This is a genomic window from Vibrio sp. 99-8-1, assembly GCF_013114595.1.
In the GTDB taxonomy this organism is placed as follows: Bacteria; Pseudomonadota; Gammaproteobacteria; order Enterobacterales; family Vibrionaceae; genus Vibrio.
The window spans coordinates 89,770-109,690 of sequence record NZ_VTXE01000009.1 but is presented as its reverse complement, the minus strand read 5'-3'; the positions used below and the strand labels follow the sequence as shown (position 1 = coordinate 109,690).

The 19,921-nt window shown below is 43.0% G+C and carries 16 protein-coding genes; 10 read left to right on the top strand and 6 right to left on the bottom strand.

Annotation, left to right across the window (positions count from 1 at the left end; translation table 11 throughout):
• From F0227_RS06735 to tldD, 9 genes are all read left to right on the top strand, one after another.
• Positions 1 to 3,414, top strand: a complete 3,414-nt coding sequence (locus F0227_RS06735; RefSeq protein WP_171752427.1) for a DUF6701 domain-containing protein — start codon at positions 1 to 3, stop codon at positions 3,412 to 3,414.
• Positions 3,415 to 3,562: 148 nt separating this feature from the next.
• The gene (locus F0227_RS06730) at positions 3,563 to 4,606 is read left to right on the top strand and encodes a rod shape-determining protein (RefSeq protein WP_171752426.1); all 1,044 of its coding nucleotides are present in this window, start codon (positions 3,563 to 3,565) and stop codon (positions 4,604 to 4,606) included.
• A gap of 33 nt (positions 4,607 to 4,639) precedes the next feature.
• Positions 4,640 to 5,533, top strand: coding sequence for a rod shape-determining protein MreC (mreC, locus tag F0227_RS06725; RefSeq protein WP_171752425.1), 894 nt, complete (start codon positions 4,640 to 4,642; stop codon positions 5,531 to 5,533).
• Positions 5,523 to 6,011, top strand: a complete 489-nt coding sequence (mreD, locus tag F0227_RS06720) for a rod shape-determining protein MreD (RefSeq protein WP_171752424.1) — start codon at positions 5,523 to 5,525, stop codon at positions 6,009 to 6,011. The genes mreC and mreD overlap by 11 nt, the downstream gene beginning before the upstream one ends.
• Before the next feature lie 49 nt (positions 6,012 to 6,060).
• Positions 6,061 to 6,639 carry a Maf family nucleotide pyrophosphatase gene (locus tag F0227_RS06715; protein WP_171752455.1) on the top strand — a complete coding sequence of 193 codons (579 nt, stop codon included), beginning with the start codon at positions 6,061 to 6,063 and terminating at the stop codon, positions 6,637 to 6,639.
• 18 nt (positions 6,640 to 6,657) lie between these two features.
• Complete coding sequence (gene rng, locus F0227_RS06710) at positions 6,658 to 8,127, top strand: ribonuclease G (protein WP_171752423.1); 1,470 nt, start codon at positions 6,658 to 6,660, stop codon at positions 8,125 to 8,127.
• Positions 8,128 to 8,137: 10 nt separating this feature from the next.
• The gene (locus F0227_RS06705; RefSeq protein ID WP_171752422.1) at positions 8,138 to 11,989 is read left to right on the top strand and encodes a YhdP family protein; all 3,852 of its coding nucleotides are present in this window, start codon (positions 8,138 to 8,140) and stop codon (positions 11,987 to 11,989) included.
• 36 nt (positions 11,990 to 12,025) lie between these two features.
• Positions 12,026 to 12,859 carry a carbon-nitrogen hydrolase family protein gene (locus F0227_RS06700; protein ID WP_171752421.1) on the top strand — a complete coding sequence of 278 codons (834 nt, stop codon included), beginning with the start codon at positions 12,026 to 12,028 and terminating at the stop codon, positions 12,857 to 12,859.
• Positions 12,856 to 14,301, top strand: coding sequence for a metalloprotease TldD (gene tldD, locus F0227_RS06695; protein ID WP_171752420.1), 1,446 nt, complete (start codon positions 12,856 to 12,858; stop codon positions 14,299 to 14,301). The genes F0227_RS06700 and tldD overlap by 4 nt, the downstream gene beginning before the upstream one ends.
• Positions 14,302 to 14,375: 74 nt before the next feature.
• On the opposite strand, the gene yjgA is transcribed toward tldD, so the two are convergent.
• A complete protein-coding gene (gene yjgA, locus F0227_RS06690) occupies positions 14,376 to 14,897 on the bottom strand; it encodes a ribosome biogenesis factor YjgA (protein ID WP_171752419.1) in 522 nt (173 codons plus the stop codon).
• A gap of 117 nt (positions 14,898 to 15,014) precedes the next feature.
• On the opposite strand from yjgA, the gene pmbA reads away from it, so the two are divergent.
• Positions 15,015 to 16,358, top strand: a complete 1,344-nt coding sequence (pmbA, locus tag F0227_RS06685; protein ID WP_171752418.1) for a metalloprotease PmbA — start codon at positions 15,015 to 15,017, stop codon at positions 16,356 to 16,358.
• A 113-nt stretch (positions 16,359 to 16,471) separates the two neighbouring features.
• On the opposite strand, the gene mgtE is transcribed toward pmbA, so the two are convergent.
• The 5 genes from mgtE to hpf form a co-directional block, all read right to left on the bottom strand.
• Positions 16,472 to 17,839, bottom strand: coding sequence for a magnesium transporter (gene mgtE / locus F0227_RS06680; protein WP_171752417.1), 1,368 nt, complete (start codon positions 17,837 to 17,839; stop codon positions 16,472 to 16,474).
• A 141-nt stretch (positions 17,840 to 17,980) separates the two neighbouring features.
• Entirely contained in the window at positions 17,981 to 18,256 is a 276-nt protein-coding gene (locus F0227_RS06675) for an HPr family phosphocarrier protein (protein WP_171752416.1), read from the bottom strand.
• A gap of 23 nt (positions 18,257 to 18,279) precedes the next feature.
• A complete protein-coding gene (rapZ, locus tag F0227_RS06670) occupies positions 18,280 to 19,167 on the bottom strand; it encodes an RNase adapter RapZ (RefSeq protein WP_171752415.1) in 888 nt (295 codons plus the stop codon).
• On the bottom strand, positions 19,167 to 19,613 hold the full coding sequence (ptsN, locus tag F0227_RS06665; protein ID WP_171752414.1) for a PTS IIA-like nitrogen regulatory protein PtsN: 447 nt from the start codon (positions 19,611 to 19,613) through the stop codon (positions 19,167 to 19,169). The genes rapZ and ptsN overlap by 1 nt, the downstream gene beginning before the upstream one ends.
• A gap of 2 nt (positions 19,614 to 19,615) precedes the next feature.
• Positions 19,616 to 19,903: a ribosome hibernation promoting factor gene (gene hpf / locus F0227_RS06660; RefSeq protein ID WP_171752413.1), complete on the bottom strand. Its 288-nt coding sequence runs from the start codon at positions 19,901 to 19,903 to the stop codon at positions 19,616 to 19,618.
• Positions 19,904 to 19,921: the final 18 nt, after the last annotated feature.

Here is a 19,921-nt window from a genome sequence, read left to right as displayed (position 1 = left end):
ATGCGATATTTATGGATGACATGTCTGCTGCTATATTCTTTTCCCGGTATAAGTGCCACCACTTGTAATGTGCTTGGACATAAAGATTTTCATCTGGTTTTTGAAATGTATCGCTCTCCTTGGAATCAAGCTATCGATGCTTATCAAAGTGGTAATAATAACGATATAACCATGTTTGCCTCAGACAGGTTTTCTAGCGATCTGCTGGTGGATAGTCAATTACTCGGTTCTATTTTTCCTTTTTCTCGTCGCTATGAAGGGATGATCACTTATGATGCGTCGGAAAATAGACTTAACTACTACAGGCGTAATGTTGGAGATGCTCAATGGGGAGAAGTGAAAGACAGCAAAGACTATGATTTTAAAAATGGCAATATGTTGCTTAATAGTCGAGCTGATTTTATTTGGTTTTTAGCCCCTGATATCACGCAGTGTGAACGTTCTCTCCCTATTATTGATACTCCTCACTTCCCCCTAACGGATCATTGCCCTACGACGGCGGCTCAAACTTGGAAAAACAGCAGTGCTAAAGTCACATTGCAGCAGCCGGGTAAAATAATTAATGCACCGGGGCGAGAGTTAGGTTTCTCTACAATCGATGACAATTATAACCGCTCATGTAATGACGGGCGTTGTATCGCTGAGAGCGGGCGAATAAAAGAGAGCAAGCCTCCGTTTAAGGAGCCAACCTTATTAGCCGGTAGTATTTCAGGCAATACTATTTTGCCCGGACATCATTCATCGTTAACCATCAAAAATAATCGGGTGATGGACGGTGGTGTTTATTATATTGACGAACTACTTAAGATAGACGGTGGAAAGCTCACCATCAGAGGGAAAACCACGTTATATGTCAATAAAATGGAAGTGGTTTCTGGAGGCAAGATTGAGGTTAAATCAGCCAATCCAGATGATCTAGTGATTGTTTCTATTGATGGGCGAAAAGGAAACTCAGAGCTTATTTTAAAGTCGACTTCGACAAATAAAGTTTATGCCCACCTATATTCAGAGCGATACACAGAGCTATCGGAAAGCATGAACCTGCATGGTTCAATCACCACTAAAGAACTGATAATTAAGGACGATGCTCAGCTTACCACTAAGCTTCCTAAAGAGTGTGATGTCTCCCCTCCAACTAGCTATAAGGTAGATATCACACCTTTAAAAGAGTTTGCCTTGGTGTGTGAAGAACCTCAACTAACCGTTACTATTCGAGATCAAGCTACTAATGAGGTGGTTACTGATTATAACGGCCAAGTCTCACTAACCTTACCCGGTAGTTTATCGGTGAAAAGTGTCGTACCAAATCAAACCATTGGTGGAAGTTATGTTACCGATCAGGGGATTTTAAAAGCGACACTAACCAGTAGTGATTATGGACAATTTTCTATCTCTGCACTGCTAGACAGTGGGGAGAATGGGAGCAGCGAGTTATATGTTGCGCCATATCGGTTTGATATCCAAACGAAAGACGTTGTTGATAGTAATGGCGTAGAGGTTATTGCCGCGAAAAACCAAGCTTTTACCATCAGTGCGTTGGCATGCAATGACGGTTCTGTTGATGTTGTCAGTAACTACCAAGGAGATAGAGAGTTATCTTTGAGCAACGAAACGCTAGAAAACCCGCGCCAGAATCAAGGCGCAAAGTGGGGGGAACTTAGGGTAATGAATGAGTCTGGCCAGCAGATGTTACCAAAAGAGTCGTTTCGTTTTACTAATGGCGTTGCATCAGGAATTGTGAACTACACGGAATCGGGTTCCATTAGCGCGTTAATGACCGATCCGGACTTTAGCTGTCCAGAGGGGTTTGACTGCGAAACAAATGATAGCAGTAGTTGGCAAGGCTTATCTGGAGTAGCAGAGATAAACTCTCGCCCTTGGACATTTTCGGTTTGTGATCCGGATAACTCCAATATGGCGGGTACATCCAGCAGTGGAGATGGGTTTAAAGCGGCAGGAGAAGATTTCAGCTTAAAGGTTGCCCCTATTGTTTATCAGGATGGTGGCACGGTATCTGGTGACGTTGATGTGACGAGTTACTGTGGTGCAACAGTGACAGAGAACTTCTTTATCACTGGAGGTCCATCTGCCACCGTTTACTTGAAAGGTACTTTAGCGTCGCCCTCTTCAGGGCAGATCGGAACCGGATCCGATCTCATTCTTGCTAGCGGCGAGTCAAAATTGCATGACCAGCATCAAAGTGATAGCGAAGGTCGTTATTATCTGTTTGATCAACTTTACTGGAATGAAGTTGGTAGTTTGAATGTTACCGCAGATATAGGTGGCGTTGACTATTTAGCTCAACAAATTAATAGTGGTTCTCGAAATGTAGGCCGTTTTTACCCCGGAAAACTAACCATTAATCAGACAGATATAGTGAGCGATATTTGGCAGTATAAACAGGGACATAATGGGTTTGCTTATATGGACCAGCCGATTACTCACCAGTTTATGGTTCAAGCAGAAAGTGCACGAAATGATAGTAGTGGCAAGCGGATATTAACCACGAACTATGGTCGTTTTGATGATAACTATATTGTTGCCATTGATTATTTTGCCATTGCTCAAACTGGAGTTAGTAACGGTTGGCAAGTGATTGATTCGGGCAGCAATCAACGAATAGAAAATGGTGATAGTTATCAATGGGCGGGAAGTGATTGGAAGAATGGCAGTACTAACGACTCTTTTGCCTTGATGCCTGTGGTGATCTCTAATTTTCAGTTCAACAAGCAACAAAAACCAGATGTTGCGAATACTTCTATAGTGGATGGCCCATTTTCCTCTGTCGCCACACAGCAAGCTATTTTTGGTCTTAAGGTGACAACTGCTGATGCCGAAGTGGACTTTGCCAATCTTAATTTTGGAGCGGAACTGCCGGGTGAAACCTCTCATACTGCCAGTCAGTTTTCGGTTCAGCCAGAGTTTCGCTATGGCAGAATGACGTTAAGCGATGTAGGGGGAAGCCAGAACGGCTCGATTTCGATACCGCTTAAGGTAGAGTATTGGAATGGTGACGTGTTTAAGATCAATGATAAAGACAGTGCAAGTGAATTTGTGGCTGACTATTATTGCCGTGAAAAGATATGGAGCGATGGCTCACAGGCATCGAGTGCGGCATTCAGTCTCAATGGTGATAATAAGGTGCTGTTGGGCTTAAACTCTGGATTAAGCGCTCAGCAAGGTTCTAATCGTCGTGAACAAGTACGTTTATGGCTTCGACAACAAAACACGATTCCTAGTGATTTGACTTCGTCTGACTGTTTTTCCTCAGCCAATACGGTTGATCAACCTTGGTTGCGTTATAACTGGCGAGAAAAAGGTGACGAAGATCCCTCTTCAGTTGTGACTTTTGGCGTTTTTCGTGGAAACGATAGAGTGATCTTTCGTGGTGAGTCGGGGTTAATAGGTCAGTAATATCGTAAAAAAAAACCATTTCACTAACAAATTGTTAGAAAAATAGAGATTAACCCCATGTTTATGCGTCAATGCCTTGCTGTAAAGGCAATGCATTGGTACATTTAGTGCAATTTTGTCTTCTAATATTATCCGATGAGCGAAGAGTATGTTTAAGAAACTTCGTGGTATGTTTTCAAATGACCTATCAATTGATCTAGGTACCGCTAACACACTAATTTATGTAAAGGGACAAGGCATCGTTCTTGATGAGCCTTCAGTTGTTGCAATAAGCCAGAAACGTGCAGGTAGCGCAAAGAGTGTTGCTGCAGTAGGGCATGAAGCAAAACAGATGCTTGGTCGTACGCCTGGTTCTATTTCTGCTATCCGTCCTATGAAAGATGGCGTTATTGCCGATTTTTATGTCACTGAAAAAATGCTGCAGCATTTTATTAAACAGGTACATGACAATAGCTTCTTAAAACCAAGCCCAAGAGTATTGGTTTGTGTTCCATGTGGTTCAACGCAAGTAGAGCGTCGAGCAATTAAAGAGTCAGCACATGGCGCTGGGGCTCGTGAAGTTTATCTTATCGATGAACCGATGGCAGCTGCAATTGGTGCAGGACTTCGTGTTTCTGAGCCAACAGGTTCAATGGTTATCGATATCGGTGGTGGTACAACAGAAGTTGCGGTTATCTCGCTCAATGATGTTGTGTATTCATCGTCTGTTCGTATTGGTGGTGACCGTTTTGATGAGTCAATCATCAACTATGTTCGTCGTAACTACGGAAGCTTGATTGGTGAAGCCACAGCAGAAAAAATCAAGCATGTGATTGGCTCAGCCTACCCTGGTGATGATGTCGATGAAATTGAAGTGCGTGGTCGTAACCTTGCTGAAGGTGTGCCGCGTAGCTTTACGCTAAACTCCAACGAGATATTAGAAGCACTGCAAGAACCATTAACGGGCATTGTTTCTGCTGTAATGGTTGCACTAGAGCAGTGTCCTCCAGAACTGGCTGCTGATATTTCTGAAAACGGTATGGTGCTTACCGGTGGTGGTGCATTACTGAAAGATATCGACCGTTTGCTAATGGAAGAGACCGGTATTCCAGTCGTTATTGCTGAAGATCCACTAACGTGTGTGGCTCGTGGCGGCGGTAAAGCTTTAGAAATGATTGATATGCATGGCGGTGATCTTTTCAGTGAAGAGTAGTTCCATTAATCCACAGAACAAAGGTGGATTGGAATGACACCAATTTTTGGCAGAGGCCCTTCTCTGCAATTGCGTTTGTTTATTGCTATATCGATATCAGCCAGCCTTATGCTGGCTGATAGTCGTCTGGATGCTTTTTCAGGAGTACGTTACATACTGAACAGTATTGTAGCGCCCATCCAATATACCGCCAATTTACCAAGAACCATGTTTGATGGTCTCTATCAGCGCTTTAATTCCCGTCAGCAGTTAATTGATAATACCGAATCGTTAAAACGAGAAATTCTATTCTTAAAAAGTCGAGTAGGGTTACTGGATCAATACGAAGAAGAAAATCAGCGTTTACGTAAGTTACTTGGTTCTCCTTTTGTTAGAGATGAAAAGAAAGTTGTAACGGAAGTTATGGCGGTGGACTCTTCCCCTTATCGCCATCAGGTGGTCATTGATAAAGGTTTGACGGATGGCGTCTATGTCGGTCAGCCTGTTATTAATGAAAAAGGCATTGTTGGGCAAGTAACCTTTGTTGCGGCACACAACTCTAGAGTATTGTTATTGGTGGACGCCAATAATTCGATCCCTGTTCAAGTGGTAAGAAATGATATTCGAGTGATCGCTTCAGGTAAGGGTGAGCTAGAAAATATCTATCTAGAACATATATCGTTAAGTACAGATATTCGTGAGGGTGATTTATTAGTCACCTCTGGGTTGGGTGGTTTATACCCAGAAGGGTATCCTGTTGCTTATGTGTCGGAAGTTGACAATGATAACAGCCGACAATTTGCTCAGATAAAAGCTGACCCTGTCGTGGAGTTTGACCGATTGCGTTACTTACTATTGATTTGGCCTAATGAAGATCGTCAGAAAGAGGTGAAATCTTCCGCTGGCGATATTGAACAACAAGCAGGAGACACTAACCGTGGGGAATAGTGTTTTTCGAGGCAAGAGTGTTATTTGGGCAACGTTTTTAGTTGCTCTTATTTTACAAACCATTCCGTGGCCCGGCGGTATGGAACTTTTTAGGCCTTCGTGGCTCATATTAGTAACCTGTTACTGGGTTCTTGCACTGCCACATAGAGTGAATGTCGGAACGGCATTGATACTAGGTTTGATTTGGGACTTGCTACTTGGCTCTACCTTGGGAATTCGAGGTATTGTCATGTCACTAACGATATACTTGGTTGCCGCCAATTTCTTGGTTTTAAGGAATATGGCACTTTGGCAGCAAGCAATGTTTATTGCTCTGTTAACTGTTTTTGCTGAGTTCTTTGAATTTGGTGGCGAATATCTCATTCAGGATGTCTCTTTTAATACCATGTCATTATGGTCGAGTTTAGTTAACTGTATTTTGTGGCCGTGGTTGTTTCTGTTGTTGAGACGTGTAAGACGTCATTGGCACATAAGATAAGGTTTTTGTCACTGTGGGTAACGATAATACAGTAAGCACTGAAGCGGCAGTGAGTGAAACGGATTCCGATAGAGCCATTTATCTGGCGTCATCTTCTCCAAGAAGAAAAGAACTTCTCCAGCAGTTAGGTTATAACTTCACTATAGTTAAACCAGATGTAGAAGAGGTTCGGCAGCACAGTGAGTCGCCGCAAGAGTATGTATTGCGGTTATCACAACAGAAAGCGTTAGCTGGATTAACCATGATCCAAGATAACGGTGTTGTAATTGGCTCTGATACCGTTGTGGTGCTGGAAAATCAAGTATTAGAAAAACCAAAGAATTTTGAAGATTCAAAACAGATGCTTTTAGCACTGTCTAATAAAAAACACCAAGTGATGACAGCGGTTACTGTGGTTGACAATAACCAGAAGTTTTCTGAAGTGACCATTACCGACGTGTGGTTCAAAGCGCTAGATAATAATGAAATAAGCCAATATTGGCAGACCGGCGAACCATGCGACAAAGCTGGCAGTTATGGAATACAAGGACTCGGGGGACGTTTTGTCACTCGTATTGAAGGGAGCTACTATGCTGTAGTGGGCCTACCTCTATTTGAAACTGATCAGCTGTTGCATAAAATTTTATAAGCTTAATGAGGTGCTCTCATGAGTGCAGAGTTGTTGATTAATGTTACCCCAAGTGAAACTCGTGTTGCGATGATTGAAGGCGGTGTTCTTCAAGAAGTTCATATTGAACGTGAAGCGCGTCGCGGTATCGTAGGAAATATTTATAAAGGTCGAGTTTCTAGGGTTTTGCCTGGTATGCAAGCGGCCTTTGTGGATATTGGATTAGAGAAAGCCGCCTTCTTACATGCGTCTGATATTGTGCCTCATACAGAGTGTGTTGCTGAAAATGAGAAGCAGCAATTTCAAGTTCGAGACATTGCTGAATTAGTCAGGCAAGGGCAAGATATTGTTGTCCAAGTCGTTAAAGACCCTTTGGGTACAAAAGGTGCACGTTTAACGACAGATATTACACTCCCTTCCCGTTACTTGGTCTTTATGCCGGGTGCTAGCCATGTTGGTGTCTCTCAACGAATTGATAGTGAAACAGAGCGAAATCGACTAAAAAATATTGTTGCTGACTATTGTGATGAAGATGGTGGTTTTATTATTCGCACCGCTGCAGAAGGTGCCGATGATAAAGAACTGTCTCAAGATGCCATATTTCTAAAGCGTCTCTGGCAGAAAGTCGGAGAGCGTCGTAGTAAATACAAAACGCGTTCTACTCTCTACGGTGAACTTGGATTAGCACAACGTATATTGCGTGACTTTGTTGGCACCGAATTGACCCGTATTCAGGTGGATTCACGTCTCGTGTTTGAAACTCTGAAAGAGTTTACTTCCGAGTTTGTCCCTGAACTGAGCGATAAATTAGAGCTCTATGAGGGAGATAAGCCGATCTTTGATATGTTTGATGCAGAGAACGAGATTCAACGTTCACTGGATAGAAAAGTTGAACTGAAGTCCGGTGGCTACCTTATCATTGATCAGACAGAAGCGATGACAACAGTGGATATTAACACTGGTGCATTTGTGGGTAGAAGAAACTTAGAAGAGACCATATTTAATACCAACATTGAAGCGACTCAGGCTATTGCTCGCCAACTTAGATTACGGAATCTCGGTGGTATTATCATTATCGATTTTATCGATATGATGTCAGAAGATCATCGTGAAAGAGTTATCAATTCATTGCAGCTTGCGTTATCTGTAGATCGGGTGAAAACGAACATTAATGGCTTTACACAACTCGGTTTGGTAGAGATGACTCGTAAGAGAACCAGAGAGAGTATTGAACATGTTCTCTGCTCCGGTTGTCCGACGTGTGAAGGCCGAGGTTCAGTGAAAACGGTAGAAACAGTCTGTTATGAAGTTCTACGGGAAATTACACGTGTTAACCGAGCGTATGATGCCGATAAATTTGTGGTTTATGCCTCTCCTGCCGTTGCAGAGACATTAGAGGGGGAAGAATCGCATGCATTAGCAGAGCTTGAGGTATTCATTGGTAAGCAAGTGAAAATTCAGGTAGAGCCTCTGTATATTCAAGAGCAATTTGACGTTGTGATGATGTAGTGGAGTGGATGTGACTTCATTATTCGCTCGCATAGGGCGTATAGCATTATTAGTACTAGTAACAGTAATGGTGATCTTAGCCCTTGCTGTTACCGCTTTACGTGTAACATTACCTCGGTTAGATAACTATCAAAATGAGATTACTTCATGGGTGGTAGAGTCTACCGGGTTGCCGTTTAGTATTGGCAGTGTAAACGGTTATTGGCGAAATACACGTCCCTCAATTTCATTGCAGAACGTAGAAATTCAAAATATTAGTGATGCAAATATCACTTTTTATGTTGATGAAGTACAAATTCAAGTTGACCTCATTCAATCATTGCTAACGCTGTCTCCTCAAGTTGCTTCTTTAAACGCTAAGGGCCTATCCCTTGATATTAGCGCTGTCTCATTGTTAGACGGTAAGCAGCCGCGATCGGATAGCGTGACCTCCAAAAATTCCGTGATTACTCAGCTAGAGCGCCTGTTTCTTTGGCAGCTTAAAGATTTTAATCTGCAAAGCTCAACGATCACTTATCAAACTTTTCAAAATGAAATACGTTCCCTCAATATTGAGCAATTAAAATGGCATAACCAGCAGAATCGGCATCAGATAGAAGGTGATGTTAGTTTAGTGGGAAGTGAATTTAACAGTTTGGCTGTTATGGCTAATTTTGAAGATTATGGTTCAATTTTAGATGTATCGGGAGACTTCTACGCACAAGGGCGAAACATCAGTGTTGCTCCTTGGCTGACCAAATATTTGGAAGATGAAACGGGCATTGAAAGTGGCCAAGTTAGCTTTAACAGTTGGTTTAGTGTTACGCGTAGCGAGCCAGTAGATGCTTATCTTGAAATTCTTCCTTCAGAGTTAATGTGGAATCAGCAAGGTTCTCATTTACTTGTTGTAGAAAAAGGCATTTTTAAACTGATCCCCGGGGAAAAAGATAAAGAGTGGAAAGTGAGTGGTCACTCCATTGTCGCCAGAACCGATAATATTGAGTGGCCAAGTGTTGATCTAGCGGTTGAGTGGAGTCCTGAACTGTGGACAGTGAATGTATCTCAGCTCAATATCGATGCGTTGCGTCCATTAGCTCATCTTATTCCTGAATCTGAAACCATTGATGAATGGTTAACAAGGTTACAACCTAGCGGTGATATCGAGGATATCCGCGTATCTCAAAACAGCTCTAGTGGAGAGTTGAACTACTCCGCTAAAGTCACATCAGCAGGTATTAAACAGTGGTATTTATTGCCGGAGGTTCATGACCTTACCGCAAATATTACCGGTAATAGAAGGATGATGGTGGCAAATGCTACCTTGGTTGATGATGTACTCCCTTATGGTGATGTGTTTCAAGCACCGCTGAAAATTAAGCAGGGAGAGGTTAATTTTGTTTGGGAAAATGATGACGCGGGTTGGCGCTTGTGGTCGGACAAAGTGGCCGTAACAACACCAGATCTACAAGCGTTGGGTGAGTTCAAACTGGATTTTCCTAACCAAGGATCGCCATTTCTCTCAATTTATGCAGAAGCTGATGCTTTTAATGTGGGTGAAACTTGGCGATATTTGCCAACCTTGGCGCTAGGACAAGACTTAACCGATTACCTTTCTACCGCTATCCAAGGTGGCAAAGCTAAAACCGCCCAAATACTGTGGTATGGAGAAGTAGGACAATTCCCGTATCAAAACAATAATGGTGTTTTTCAGGCCAAAGTTGGACTAAAAAACGCCAAGTTTAGTTTTGATACTCGCTGGCCGACGATTAAAGAGCTTCAGTTAGATCTGCTTTTTGAGAATGCATCTCTGTATATGGACTCTCGACACGCAAAACTGTTGGATGTTGAAGCTGATCGAATTACCGGTCAGATTGCCTATTTGGGGTCGGGCGGTGCTGTTGAGATCACCGCCAAAGCGGTCGCTAAAGGGGACTTAGTCCGAGACTACATGATGGCAACACCACTCGTTGACTCTGTGGGGGCAGCATTAACCACGGTTCAAGTCTCTGGTGATGTGAGTTCTCAATTTCAATTGAATATACCTTTCGATCAAAGCATAGAGACCCGAGCATGGGGCTATGCTGATCTTCCCGGCAATCATATAGAGATCCAGTCTCCTCCTATTCAGCTTGATAACGCTAAAGGTAGAATACTGTTTGATAACGATGTTATTCAATCCTCTGGGTTAACGGCTGACTTATTGGAACAGGCGATTGCGGTTGATTTTCAAGGTGAGAGCTTAGAAAAAGACTATACCGTCGCTATTAATGTTAAGGGTGACTGGGATGTTGGGTTATTAGAGCCATATATTGGGTCTAAGTGGACCAATAAAGTTCAAGGACACGCGCCTTGGCGCACTGACGTTGACCTTCAGTTAAGTGACACGGGTTTTACCTATCAGGTTGAGAGTCAAGCCAACTTGGAGTTTGTCTCTAGTCAATATCCAGCCCCGCTAACAAAAGCGTTGGGGGAAAAGAGCGAACTAAAATTACAAGCCTCAGGCAACCAACAGAATATCTCCAGCCGTTTGCAGTTACCAAACGTGAAGTATCAAGCTGAGATAGATATATCTAATAAGCAACCAGTTTTAACCGATACCTATTTATTAGTGGGTAACGGAGGATTCAAAGTGAGTCCGGTGGTTGGGCACCAATTTTCTGTGCGAGCGGCGGAGTTTAATCTGGATAATTGGTTAGCAATGACTGCAGAGCAAAAACAGACAGAAAATAGATCAAAACTGAATGATATTGTTACACCCGACATTCCTTTCCCACAGCGAATTTCTATCGCGACAGATATACTAACTTTAGGCTCGCTCGATTGGCATAATGTTGATTTTTCAGCTCGAAAGAAAAATTTATCTTGGGTGATGTCTCTGGACAGTTCTGAAGCTAAAGGGAAAGCGAACTACCTAGAGCCTTATGACTTATCTGTCTCGCTGGAGCGTTTGCAAATTTTTGTCCCAGCTCTGGATAATGAGAAAGAAGACGCCATCATTTTCAAAGCAGAAGAAGATCAGCCCCTTATTACAGAATTTGATCGAGAGTTCCACCAACTCATGCCAAACATTACTTTAAACATCCAAGATTTTTGGTTGCAAGGGTATAAAGTCGGCAAAGTGAATGTTGAGATGGAGCGAAAAGGGGAGCAGTTGCAGTGGCGTGATATCAGTATTAGCAGCGGTAACAATAAGATTCAAGCGAATGGTAGTTGGACGTTATCAGGTGAGAAAAGTAACTCCCAGTTTGATATGTTTATTAAAGGGGACAATAACTCTGAGCTGATGGATCGTTTTGGTATCAGTTCTGGCATTCAGAAAGCACCATTCGAAGTGACATCAAAACTTAATTGGCACGGTTCACCTTGGTCTATGCAGATCGAAACTCTACAAGGGACTTTGGATGCCTCTTTTGGCAAAGGCGTTATTTCAGACGTCAGCGGAGCCGCAAAGTTGTTGGGAATGTTTAGTTTGGATTCCATTATTCGGAAAATGAAACTGGACTTCTCTGATGTGTTTGATAAAGGTTTAGCGTTTGACTCTATTACGGGATCAGGAAAGATCACTAATGGCGTATTTGTTACCAATAACTTTGAGATGGATGCCATTGCAGGTGATATGATGCTTAAAGGACTGGCAAACTTAAATAATAGAACAGTGGATGCTGAAGTTGAGTTTACACCAGATTTAACCTCTGGTATTCCAGTCTTAACCGCCTTTGCGGTGACACCACAAACCGCTGTCGTGGTGTTTGCTATCTCAGCAGTGATATCGCCAGTGGTGGATGTATTTACTAAAGTTAGATACCAGATACAAGGCTCCTTGGATGCCCCTGAAGTTAAAGAGCTGTCACGAAGCAAAGGCGAGTACCAACTATCTGAGTAACGAATAGACACAGAGCAAGTCAACAAAGGATTGGAAATGGCAAGCGTTGGAATTGTTCAGATGACATCTGGACCTGAACCGTTACAGAACTTAGCTTTCATTGAGCATCAGCTTCAACAACTTTCTCGTGATGGTGCTAAATTAGTATTGACACCTGAAAATGCGATTGTGTTTGGCAATAAGGCTGACTATCGATTACATGCGGAGCCTATTGGCGACGGCGATATACAGAACGCACTCTCAATAATGGCTAAACGGTTTAATATTTGGCTTGTTATTGGCAGTTTTCCTATTCAACGAGAGCAGAGAGTGACCACAACAACCTTGGTTTACAATAACCAAGGGCGATTGGTTTCTCATTACGATAAGCTGCATATGTTTGATGTGGATGTGGAAGACAAACATTCCCGCTACCGTGAATCAGAAATATTTTCAGCAGGTGATAGCACTGTGGTTGTTGATACACCGATAGGTAAGTTAGGCCTTGCTATCTGCTATGACCTTCGATTTCCGCACTTGTTTTCTGAGCTTGTGGCAAAAGGGGCGCAGGTTATCTCGTTACCCGCTGCATTTACCGCGACGACAGGTGAAGCTCATTGGCAAACGCTATTGACTGCCCGAGCGATAGAGACTCAGTGTTGGATTATTGCAGCAGGACAAACCGGGACACACCCTTGCAGTCGACAGACGTGGGGACATTCGATGGTGATTAATCCATGGGGTGACGTGACGAAACAAATTTTAAGTGAAGTGGGCACGATTCGAGAAGATATAGAGCATGGCGTAACGGACTCTGTTCGCAGCAATATGCCGCTGTCATCTCATGCTCGCTTTCAATCACAATTAAAACAGAATAAAGGTTTAAAATGACCATTAATCGCGTAGAGAAAGAGTTATTTTCCGCAAGTGGGCTTACAGAGCAAGATATTGCAAATACATTAGCTAGCATCAATACGCGTCAAATTGATTACGCTGATATCTATTTTCAATCGAGCTGGCACGAATCTTTAGTATTAGAAGACAGTATTATTAAAGATGGTTCGTTCAACATTGATCGAGGCGTCGGGGTTCGGGCTGTTGCCGGTGAGAAAACAGGCTTTGCCTATTCCGATCAGATCCAGCTTGATAGCTTAATGCAGAGTGCTAATGCTGCTCGAGGTATCGCTCAGCAGGGGCAGAATGGAGAGCTTAAAACTTTTTCTCGTCAGAGTTCGCCTTCTATTTATCAAGCCATTAACCCGCTCGAAAGTTTACAAAAACAGCAAAAGATTGAACTGCTCAAAGAGCTGGACGCCTATATTCGAACCAAAGAACCTCTAGTTAAAGAGGTCTCGGTAAGTTTAAGCGGTGTTTATGAACAAGTACTGGTTGCCGCAACAGATGGCACCTATGCCGCTGATATACGACCACTAGTGCGTTTATCGGTAAGTGTGCTAGTTGAAAAAGGCGATCGCCGCGAGAGAGGCAGTTCAGGTGGTGGTGGCCGCTATGGTTATGATCTGTTTTTAGCTGATGATGATGGACGCAAAGCCGCACTCTATTTTGCTGATGAAGCGATTAGACAAGCATTAGTGAACCTTGAGGCTGACGCTGCTCCTGCTGGAGCAATGCCGGTTGTTCTTGGTGCTGGCTGGCCGGGAGTGTTACTGCATGAAGCGGTTGGACATGGCTTAGAAGGAGACTTCAATCGTAAAGGTTCCTCTGTTTTTGCGGGTAAGGTTGGCGACAAGGTTACCTCGGAGCTGTGTACTATCGTAGATGACGGCACTATGGTTGACCGTCGTGGTTCGCTCAACATTGATGATGAAGGCGTTGCTGGGCAATACAATACGCTGATTGAAAATGGTGTATTAAAGGGCTATATGCAAGACAAGCTTAATGCTCGTTTAATGGGAGTTAACCCTACAGGCAATGGTCGCAGGGAGTCTTATGCCCATCTTCCTATGCCGCGTATGACAAATACCTATATGCTGCCTGGAGAGCATAGCGCAGAAGAGATTATCTCCACGGTGAAAAAGGGATTATACGCGCCTAATTTTGGTGGTGGTCAAGTTGATATCACCTCAGGTAAATTTGTATTCTCCACGTCTGAAGCTTACCTAATTGAAGATGGCAAAATAACCCGACCAGTAAAAGGAGCTACTTTAATTGGTTCTGGTATTGAAGCCATGCAGCAAGTGTCGATGGTTGGCAATGATCTAGCACTGGATAGAGGTGTTGGTGTCTGTGGTAAGGCTGGTCAAAGTGTTCCTGTTGGAGTGGGGCAGCCAACATTGAAACTAGATTCTCTTACTGTTGGTGGAACTGAGTAAAATAAAAAACGGGCATAGTTTGAAAACTATGCCCGTTTTTAGCTAAGTAAAGAACCTTAGAGCATTTAAGGGTCCTATGATTCGTTCAGTTCTTTTAACAGCTGAAAAATTTCACGATAAGCTTTTGGTGGCTTATTGTTTTTCTTTTCACGATTAGCTTGTAAGTAAAGCTGTCGTAAACGTTGACGATCCACCTGAGGGAATTTTTCCATTACTTCAGCAATGGCTTTATCACCTTCTTGTACAACTCGATCTCTAAGCTGTTCTAGCTTATGCAACTCAGCGGTAGCTTGTGAATGTTTATTGCGGTGCTTATCTAATGCTGCTTGAATAGGCTCTTGCTCTACACTGCGCATAAGTTTGCCAATGAACTGCAGTTGACGACGCTTAGCTTCATTCTTAAAGCGCTGGGCATCAGTAATTGCATCTCTTAATTCTTCTGGAAGCGGAAACTTTTCGAGTACCGATGGTTTTAATCCCACCAGTTCTTCACCAAGTTTTTGCAGGGCTTCCATATCATTTTTCATCTCGGTTCTACTTACCCAGATGATCTCCTCTTCTTCTTCCCAAGGAGCTTTCTGATTTTTTCTTGCCATTTGTTTAGTTTCTCAACCTTATCTAGAGAGATATTGCACTATTTTAGCAAGATTTATGGGGAGAATGCGAAAACCTTGTTATTCTAAGTGAAATAATTTAAATCATCAGAAGTAGCTATGGACGTAAAACAGCAAATTGCCCAACAGAGAGTTGAACTTGAAGCCGCCGTAGATAAGGCATTAAAGCTTGCAACCGGAACGGCGGATGCCGCTGAGGTTGCGATTACCAAAACCACTGGTTTAAGTGTGTCGACTCGCATGTGTGAAGTGGAAAATGTCGAGTTTAATAGTGATGGTGCGCTTGGTATCACAGTTTATCGTGGTAAACGAAAAGGGAGCGCCTCTACGTCTGATTTAAGTGAACGTGCTATTCAGCAGACCGTAGAAGCAGCACTGGACATTGCAAAATATACATCTGAGGATCCATTCTCTGGCCCTGCACCTAAAGAGTTTATGGTAAAAGAGATCCCGGATTTGGATCTTTTTCACCCAGACGAGCCGGAACCCGATCATGCGGCAAAGATCGCCATCGCTGCAGAAGAAGCGGCTTTAAATTACAGTGACAAAATCAAGCAGAGTGATGGGGCAAGCTATGATAGCCATTATGGTATCAAAGTGTATGGCAATAGCCATGGCTTACTTGCCAGCTATCCATCTAGCCGACATAGCATGAGCTGTGTATTGATTGCTGAAGGTGAAAATGGCGTAATGGAGCGTGATTACGACTATACCCTGTCCCGTCATATTGATGAGCTATGGTCTCCTGAAACGGTTGGTATAAAAGCTGCGAAAAAAACGATTTCTCGTCTTGATGCACAAAAATTATCAACGGGAAAATATCCAGTTATGTTTGCCGCGGATGTGGCGACTGGGTTAATTGGTCATCTGATAATGGCCATTAGTGGTGGTAACTTATACCGAAAATCCTCGTTCTTATTAGACAAGCTGGGCGAAAAAGTATTACCGGATTGGTTTAATATTGAGGAAAAGCCTCATTTATTACGAGGCTTAGCGTCAAGTCCATTCGATAGTGAAGGTGTATACACCAAAGACGCCAATATTATTACCGATGGGGTGCTAGCGACATACCTTCTTACTAGTTATTCTGCTAGAAAGCTGAATATGGACCCAACAGGGCACGCTGGTGGTATACACAACTGGTTTGTTAAGTCCACAGGGCAGAACTTTGACACCATGCTGAAAGAGCTGGGGACGGGCTTTTTGGTAACTGAGTTGATGGGGCAAGGAGTGAATGTTGTGACTGGGGATTACTCTCGAGGTGCGGCAGGATTTTGGGTTGAGAATGGTGAAATACAATATCCAGTATCTGAAGTCACTATTGCTGGTAACCTGAAAGAGATGTTTACCAATATTGTTGCCGTTGGTTCCGACATCGAAACACGTTCGCAAATTCAGACAGGCTCGATTTTGATTGAATCAATGAAAGTGGCTGGAGCATAAGCGAAGGCAACATGATAAAACAAGGGCAAGATTGCCCTTGTTTTATTGAAAGTGATGCTAAGTTGTGTCTATGTTTTCGACTGGGTAAGCGGCTTGAGTTACTGAATTTATCGCTAAATAAATATGGTAGCTAAGCCTAAAAATATTGATAGTCCAACCACATCGGTGATGGTTGTTAGTGCCATCCCTCCGGCGAGTGCAGGGTCGATATTCATCTTTTTCAGCATAATGGGTATGGTTACCCCAGCAATACCTGCCACGACAAGATTGGTTAGCATAGCGGCAGAGATAATGCCTCCTAGTAGCCAGTTGCCTTTCCAGACGACAACAATACCCCCAATGATGCAAGCCCATAAAATACCGTTTAACAGCCCGATGGCTGCTTCTTTGAGCAGTAGTTCTCGTTTGTTACTGTCACCGATATGACCAACAGCAAGACCCCGAATAACCAGAGCAACGGTTTGGTTACCGGCAACGCCCCCCATTGAAGGGACGATGGTCATTAACACCGCAATGGCGGCCATTTGATCTAAGGTCGCTTCAAACATGTTTGAAACGGAAGCAGCAGCTAGTGCTGCTAGTACGTTGGCACCAAGCCAGATGCTACGTCTTCTTGCTGATTTAACCACAGGGGCAAAGGTATCTTCGTCGTCATCCATACCTGCCAAACTCATCATTGAGTGTTCAGCATCTTCCCGAATAATATCCACCACATCATCGATGGTAATACGCCCAACTAGGTGCTGGTTTTCATCAACCACAGGGGCAGAGACCCAATCTCGTCGTTCAAAAAGGCTGGCTACATCTGAGTCACTGGTATCAACAAGAATGGCTTCATCAGCATCGTCCATGACATCACTAACTTGAACGTCTGGCTGAGTCGTGATTAAGGTGGTTAGAGAAAGGTGCCCAATTAGACGACTCTCTTCATCGATGACGTATAGGGCGTCAGTAACATCGGGTAACTCCCCTTTCATACGTAAATAACGAAGGACTACATCCACATCGACGTCACCACGTATAGTGGTCACATCGGTGTTCATTATACTGCCGGCAGTATCTTCAGGGTAGGAGAGGGCGGTTTCAACTCTATGTCGATCCGCAATATCCATCTGATCAAGAACTTCACGGGAAACATCATCAGGAAGGCTACGAAGTACGTAAGCGAGATCATCGGTATCCATGCCTTCTGTTGCTTCGGCAAGTTTCTCGGGTGCCATTTGGGACACCAGACCATCTTTAACGTCTTCGTTTAACTCATCAAGGATCTCACCGTAATCTTCTGGGTCAGTGAGTTGCCAGAGTACATCACGGGATTTTCTTGGGGAAGCTTCCAGCAGGTGCGCGATATCTTCCGGTTCCATATCTTGCAACTGGCGTCGCACATGGACAAACTGGCCGTTATCTAAAGCATCACTCACTTCTTGGAGGGTTTGATGAGTCTGTTGAGCTTGATCGAGTTCTTGTTGAGGCTCTGCCATTCTCTCCTCCAATTGAAAGGTTTGTTGATATAGATACTAACTTAATTTTAAAGCTTATTTAATAAGTTCTTATGACCAAGAGAAAATAATTTGAAAATAGGGTGAAGTTTAAAGAGAATCATGCTCTGAATTGTTGAAAAATTACTCATCTTCTTCAAATTTGGATGCAATTAAGTGGCAAACCGCTTCCAAGGCCTCACTCGCCTCTTCTCCCTCACAGACCACGGTGACATTTTGTCCTTGAGCGGACTCGAGCATAATCAGTCCCATGACACTGTCTGCCGACATTGCTTTGTTCTCTTCGTTCGATACGGTAATGGAAGCTTGATAGGTTTGCGCGAGTTCAACCAGTTTCACCGCAGCACGAGCGTGCAATCCAAGTCGGTTTTGAATCAATACTGTTCTACTGCACTCCATAGATGAGATCCTTAACGAGGAGGTTAACTGTGATATTTTTCTAAGCTAGTATGACGAACCTGCACTTGTTTCCCTTGCTGCTTAAAAATATGACCCAGCTGTTGAGTTAAATAGACTGAGCGATGTTTACCACCGGTGCAGCCGATGGCAACGGTTAGATAGCTACGGTTATTTTTTTCTAGTAGAGGTAGCCATTTAACAATGTAGTTTTGAATGTCTTTGGTTAGCTCTTGCACACTTGGTTGTTTTTCTAAGAAGTCGATTATTGGTTGATCAAGCCCAGTAAGAGGACGTAATGAAGGTTCCCAGTGTGGATTAGGTAGAAAGCGAACATCGAACACGTAGTCAGCGTCAGTAGGAATACCATACTTAAAACCAAACGATTCGAATACCATGACAAGTTCTTGGCTCTCTCTGCCAAGCACCCGCATTCTGATCAGTTCACTGAGATCATGAATGGATTGTCCGCTGCTATCTATGACCAGATCAGACAACTCCTTAAGATACTCAAGTTGTTGCTTCTCTTGTTCAATGGCTTGCCCTAAAGAAAGTTTATCTTCATTTAGTGACAATGGGTGAATTCGTCGAGTTTCACTGTACCTTTTTAGCAGAGTTTCAGGGCTAGCATCGAAGAAAAATAGAGTAAGGTCTATTTCTGCTCGCATCTGGGCTAAAGCATTGGTGACCAGCTCAGGATTGTTTGGAAGGTTTCTAATGTCGACACTGACTGCGACATTTTGATTTCGGCCACCCACGGTTTTTACAAACTGATTAAGTAAATTGACGGGTAAATTATCAACACAATAATACCCAAGGTCTTCTAAAACTCGTAGCGCAACACTTTTTCCTGCACCAGATTGACCACTGATTATGACCAGTTTTGTATTATTTGTGTGAGTGGACTCTTTCATTACTGACTCGTCATTATGTCGTAGAGTTCTTGATCACTCTGTGCATTTCTAAGCTGTTTTAGAACTTGCTTATCATTGAGTCGTTCGGCCATTGATGACAATGTTTTTAAATGCTCTTTGCACTGTGCATCAGGAACGAGCAGAGCAAACAGCAGATCAACAGGTCTGTTATCAATGGCATCAAATTCGATGCCTTCTTCGCACTGAATTAATATAGCGACAGCTTCATCACAGCTATACATTCTTGCGTGCGGAATCGCGATACCGTTACCGATCCCGGTACTGCCCATTTTTTCTCGGTTAAGCATACATTCAAATAGTTCATTCGAACTCTGCCCAGTATGTTCGGCGGCGATTTGGCTAATGAGCTCTAAAGCTCTTTTTTTACTTGAGCATTGGACGGCACTTTTAGTGCAGTCCAATGAAAGTACTTGGTTAATTTGCATGGTTAATGGCTGTTAAGTTTTTCTTTATGTTTATTCAATTGACGTACTAATTTGTCAACTAAGGAGTCTATTGCTGCGTACATGTTTTCATCATTCGCGGTGGCATGAATATCACCGTGATTAACATGTAAGGTTGCTTCTGCAATCTGGTTTACTTTTTCTACACGTAATACCACATGAACATTATTAATATGCTCAAAAAAACGCTCTAATTTTTGAAACTTTGTATGAACGTAGTCTTGCATTGAATCGGTAAGATCAACGTGATGCCCTTTAATATTGATTTGCATAGACTTTCCTTTTTATTG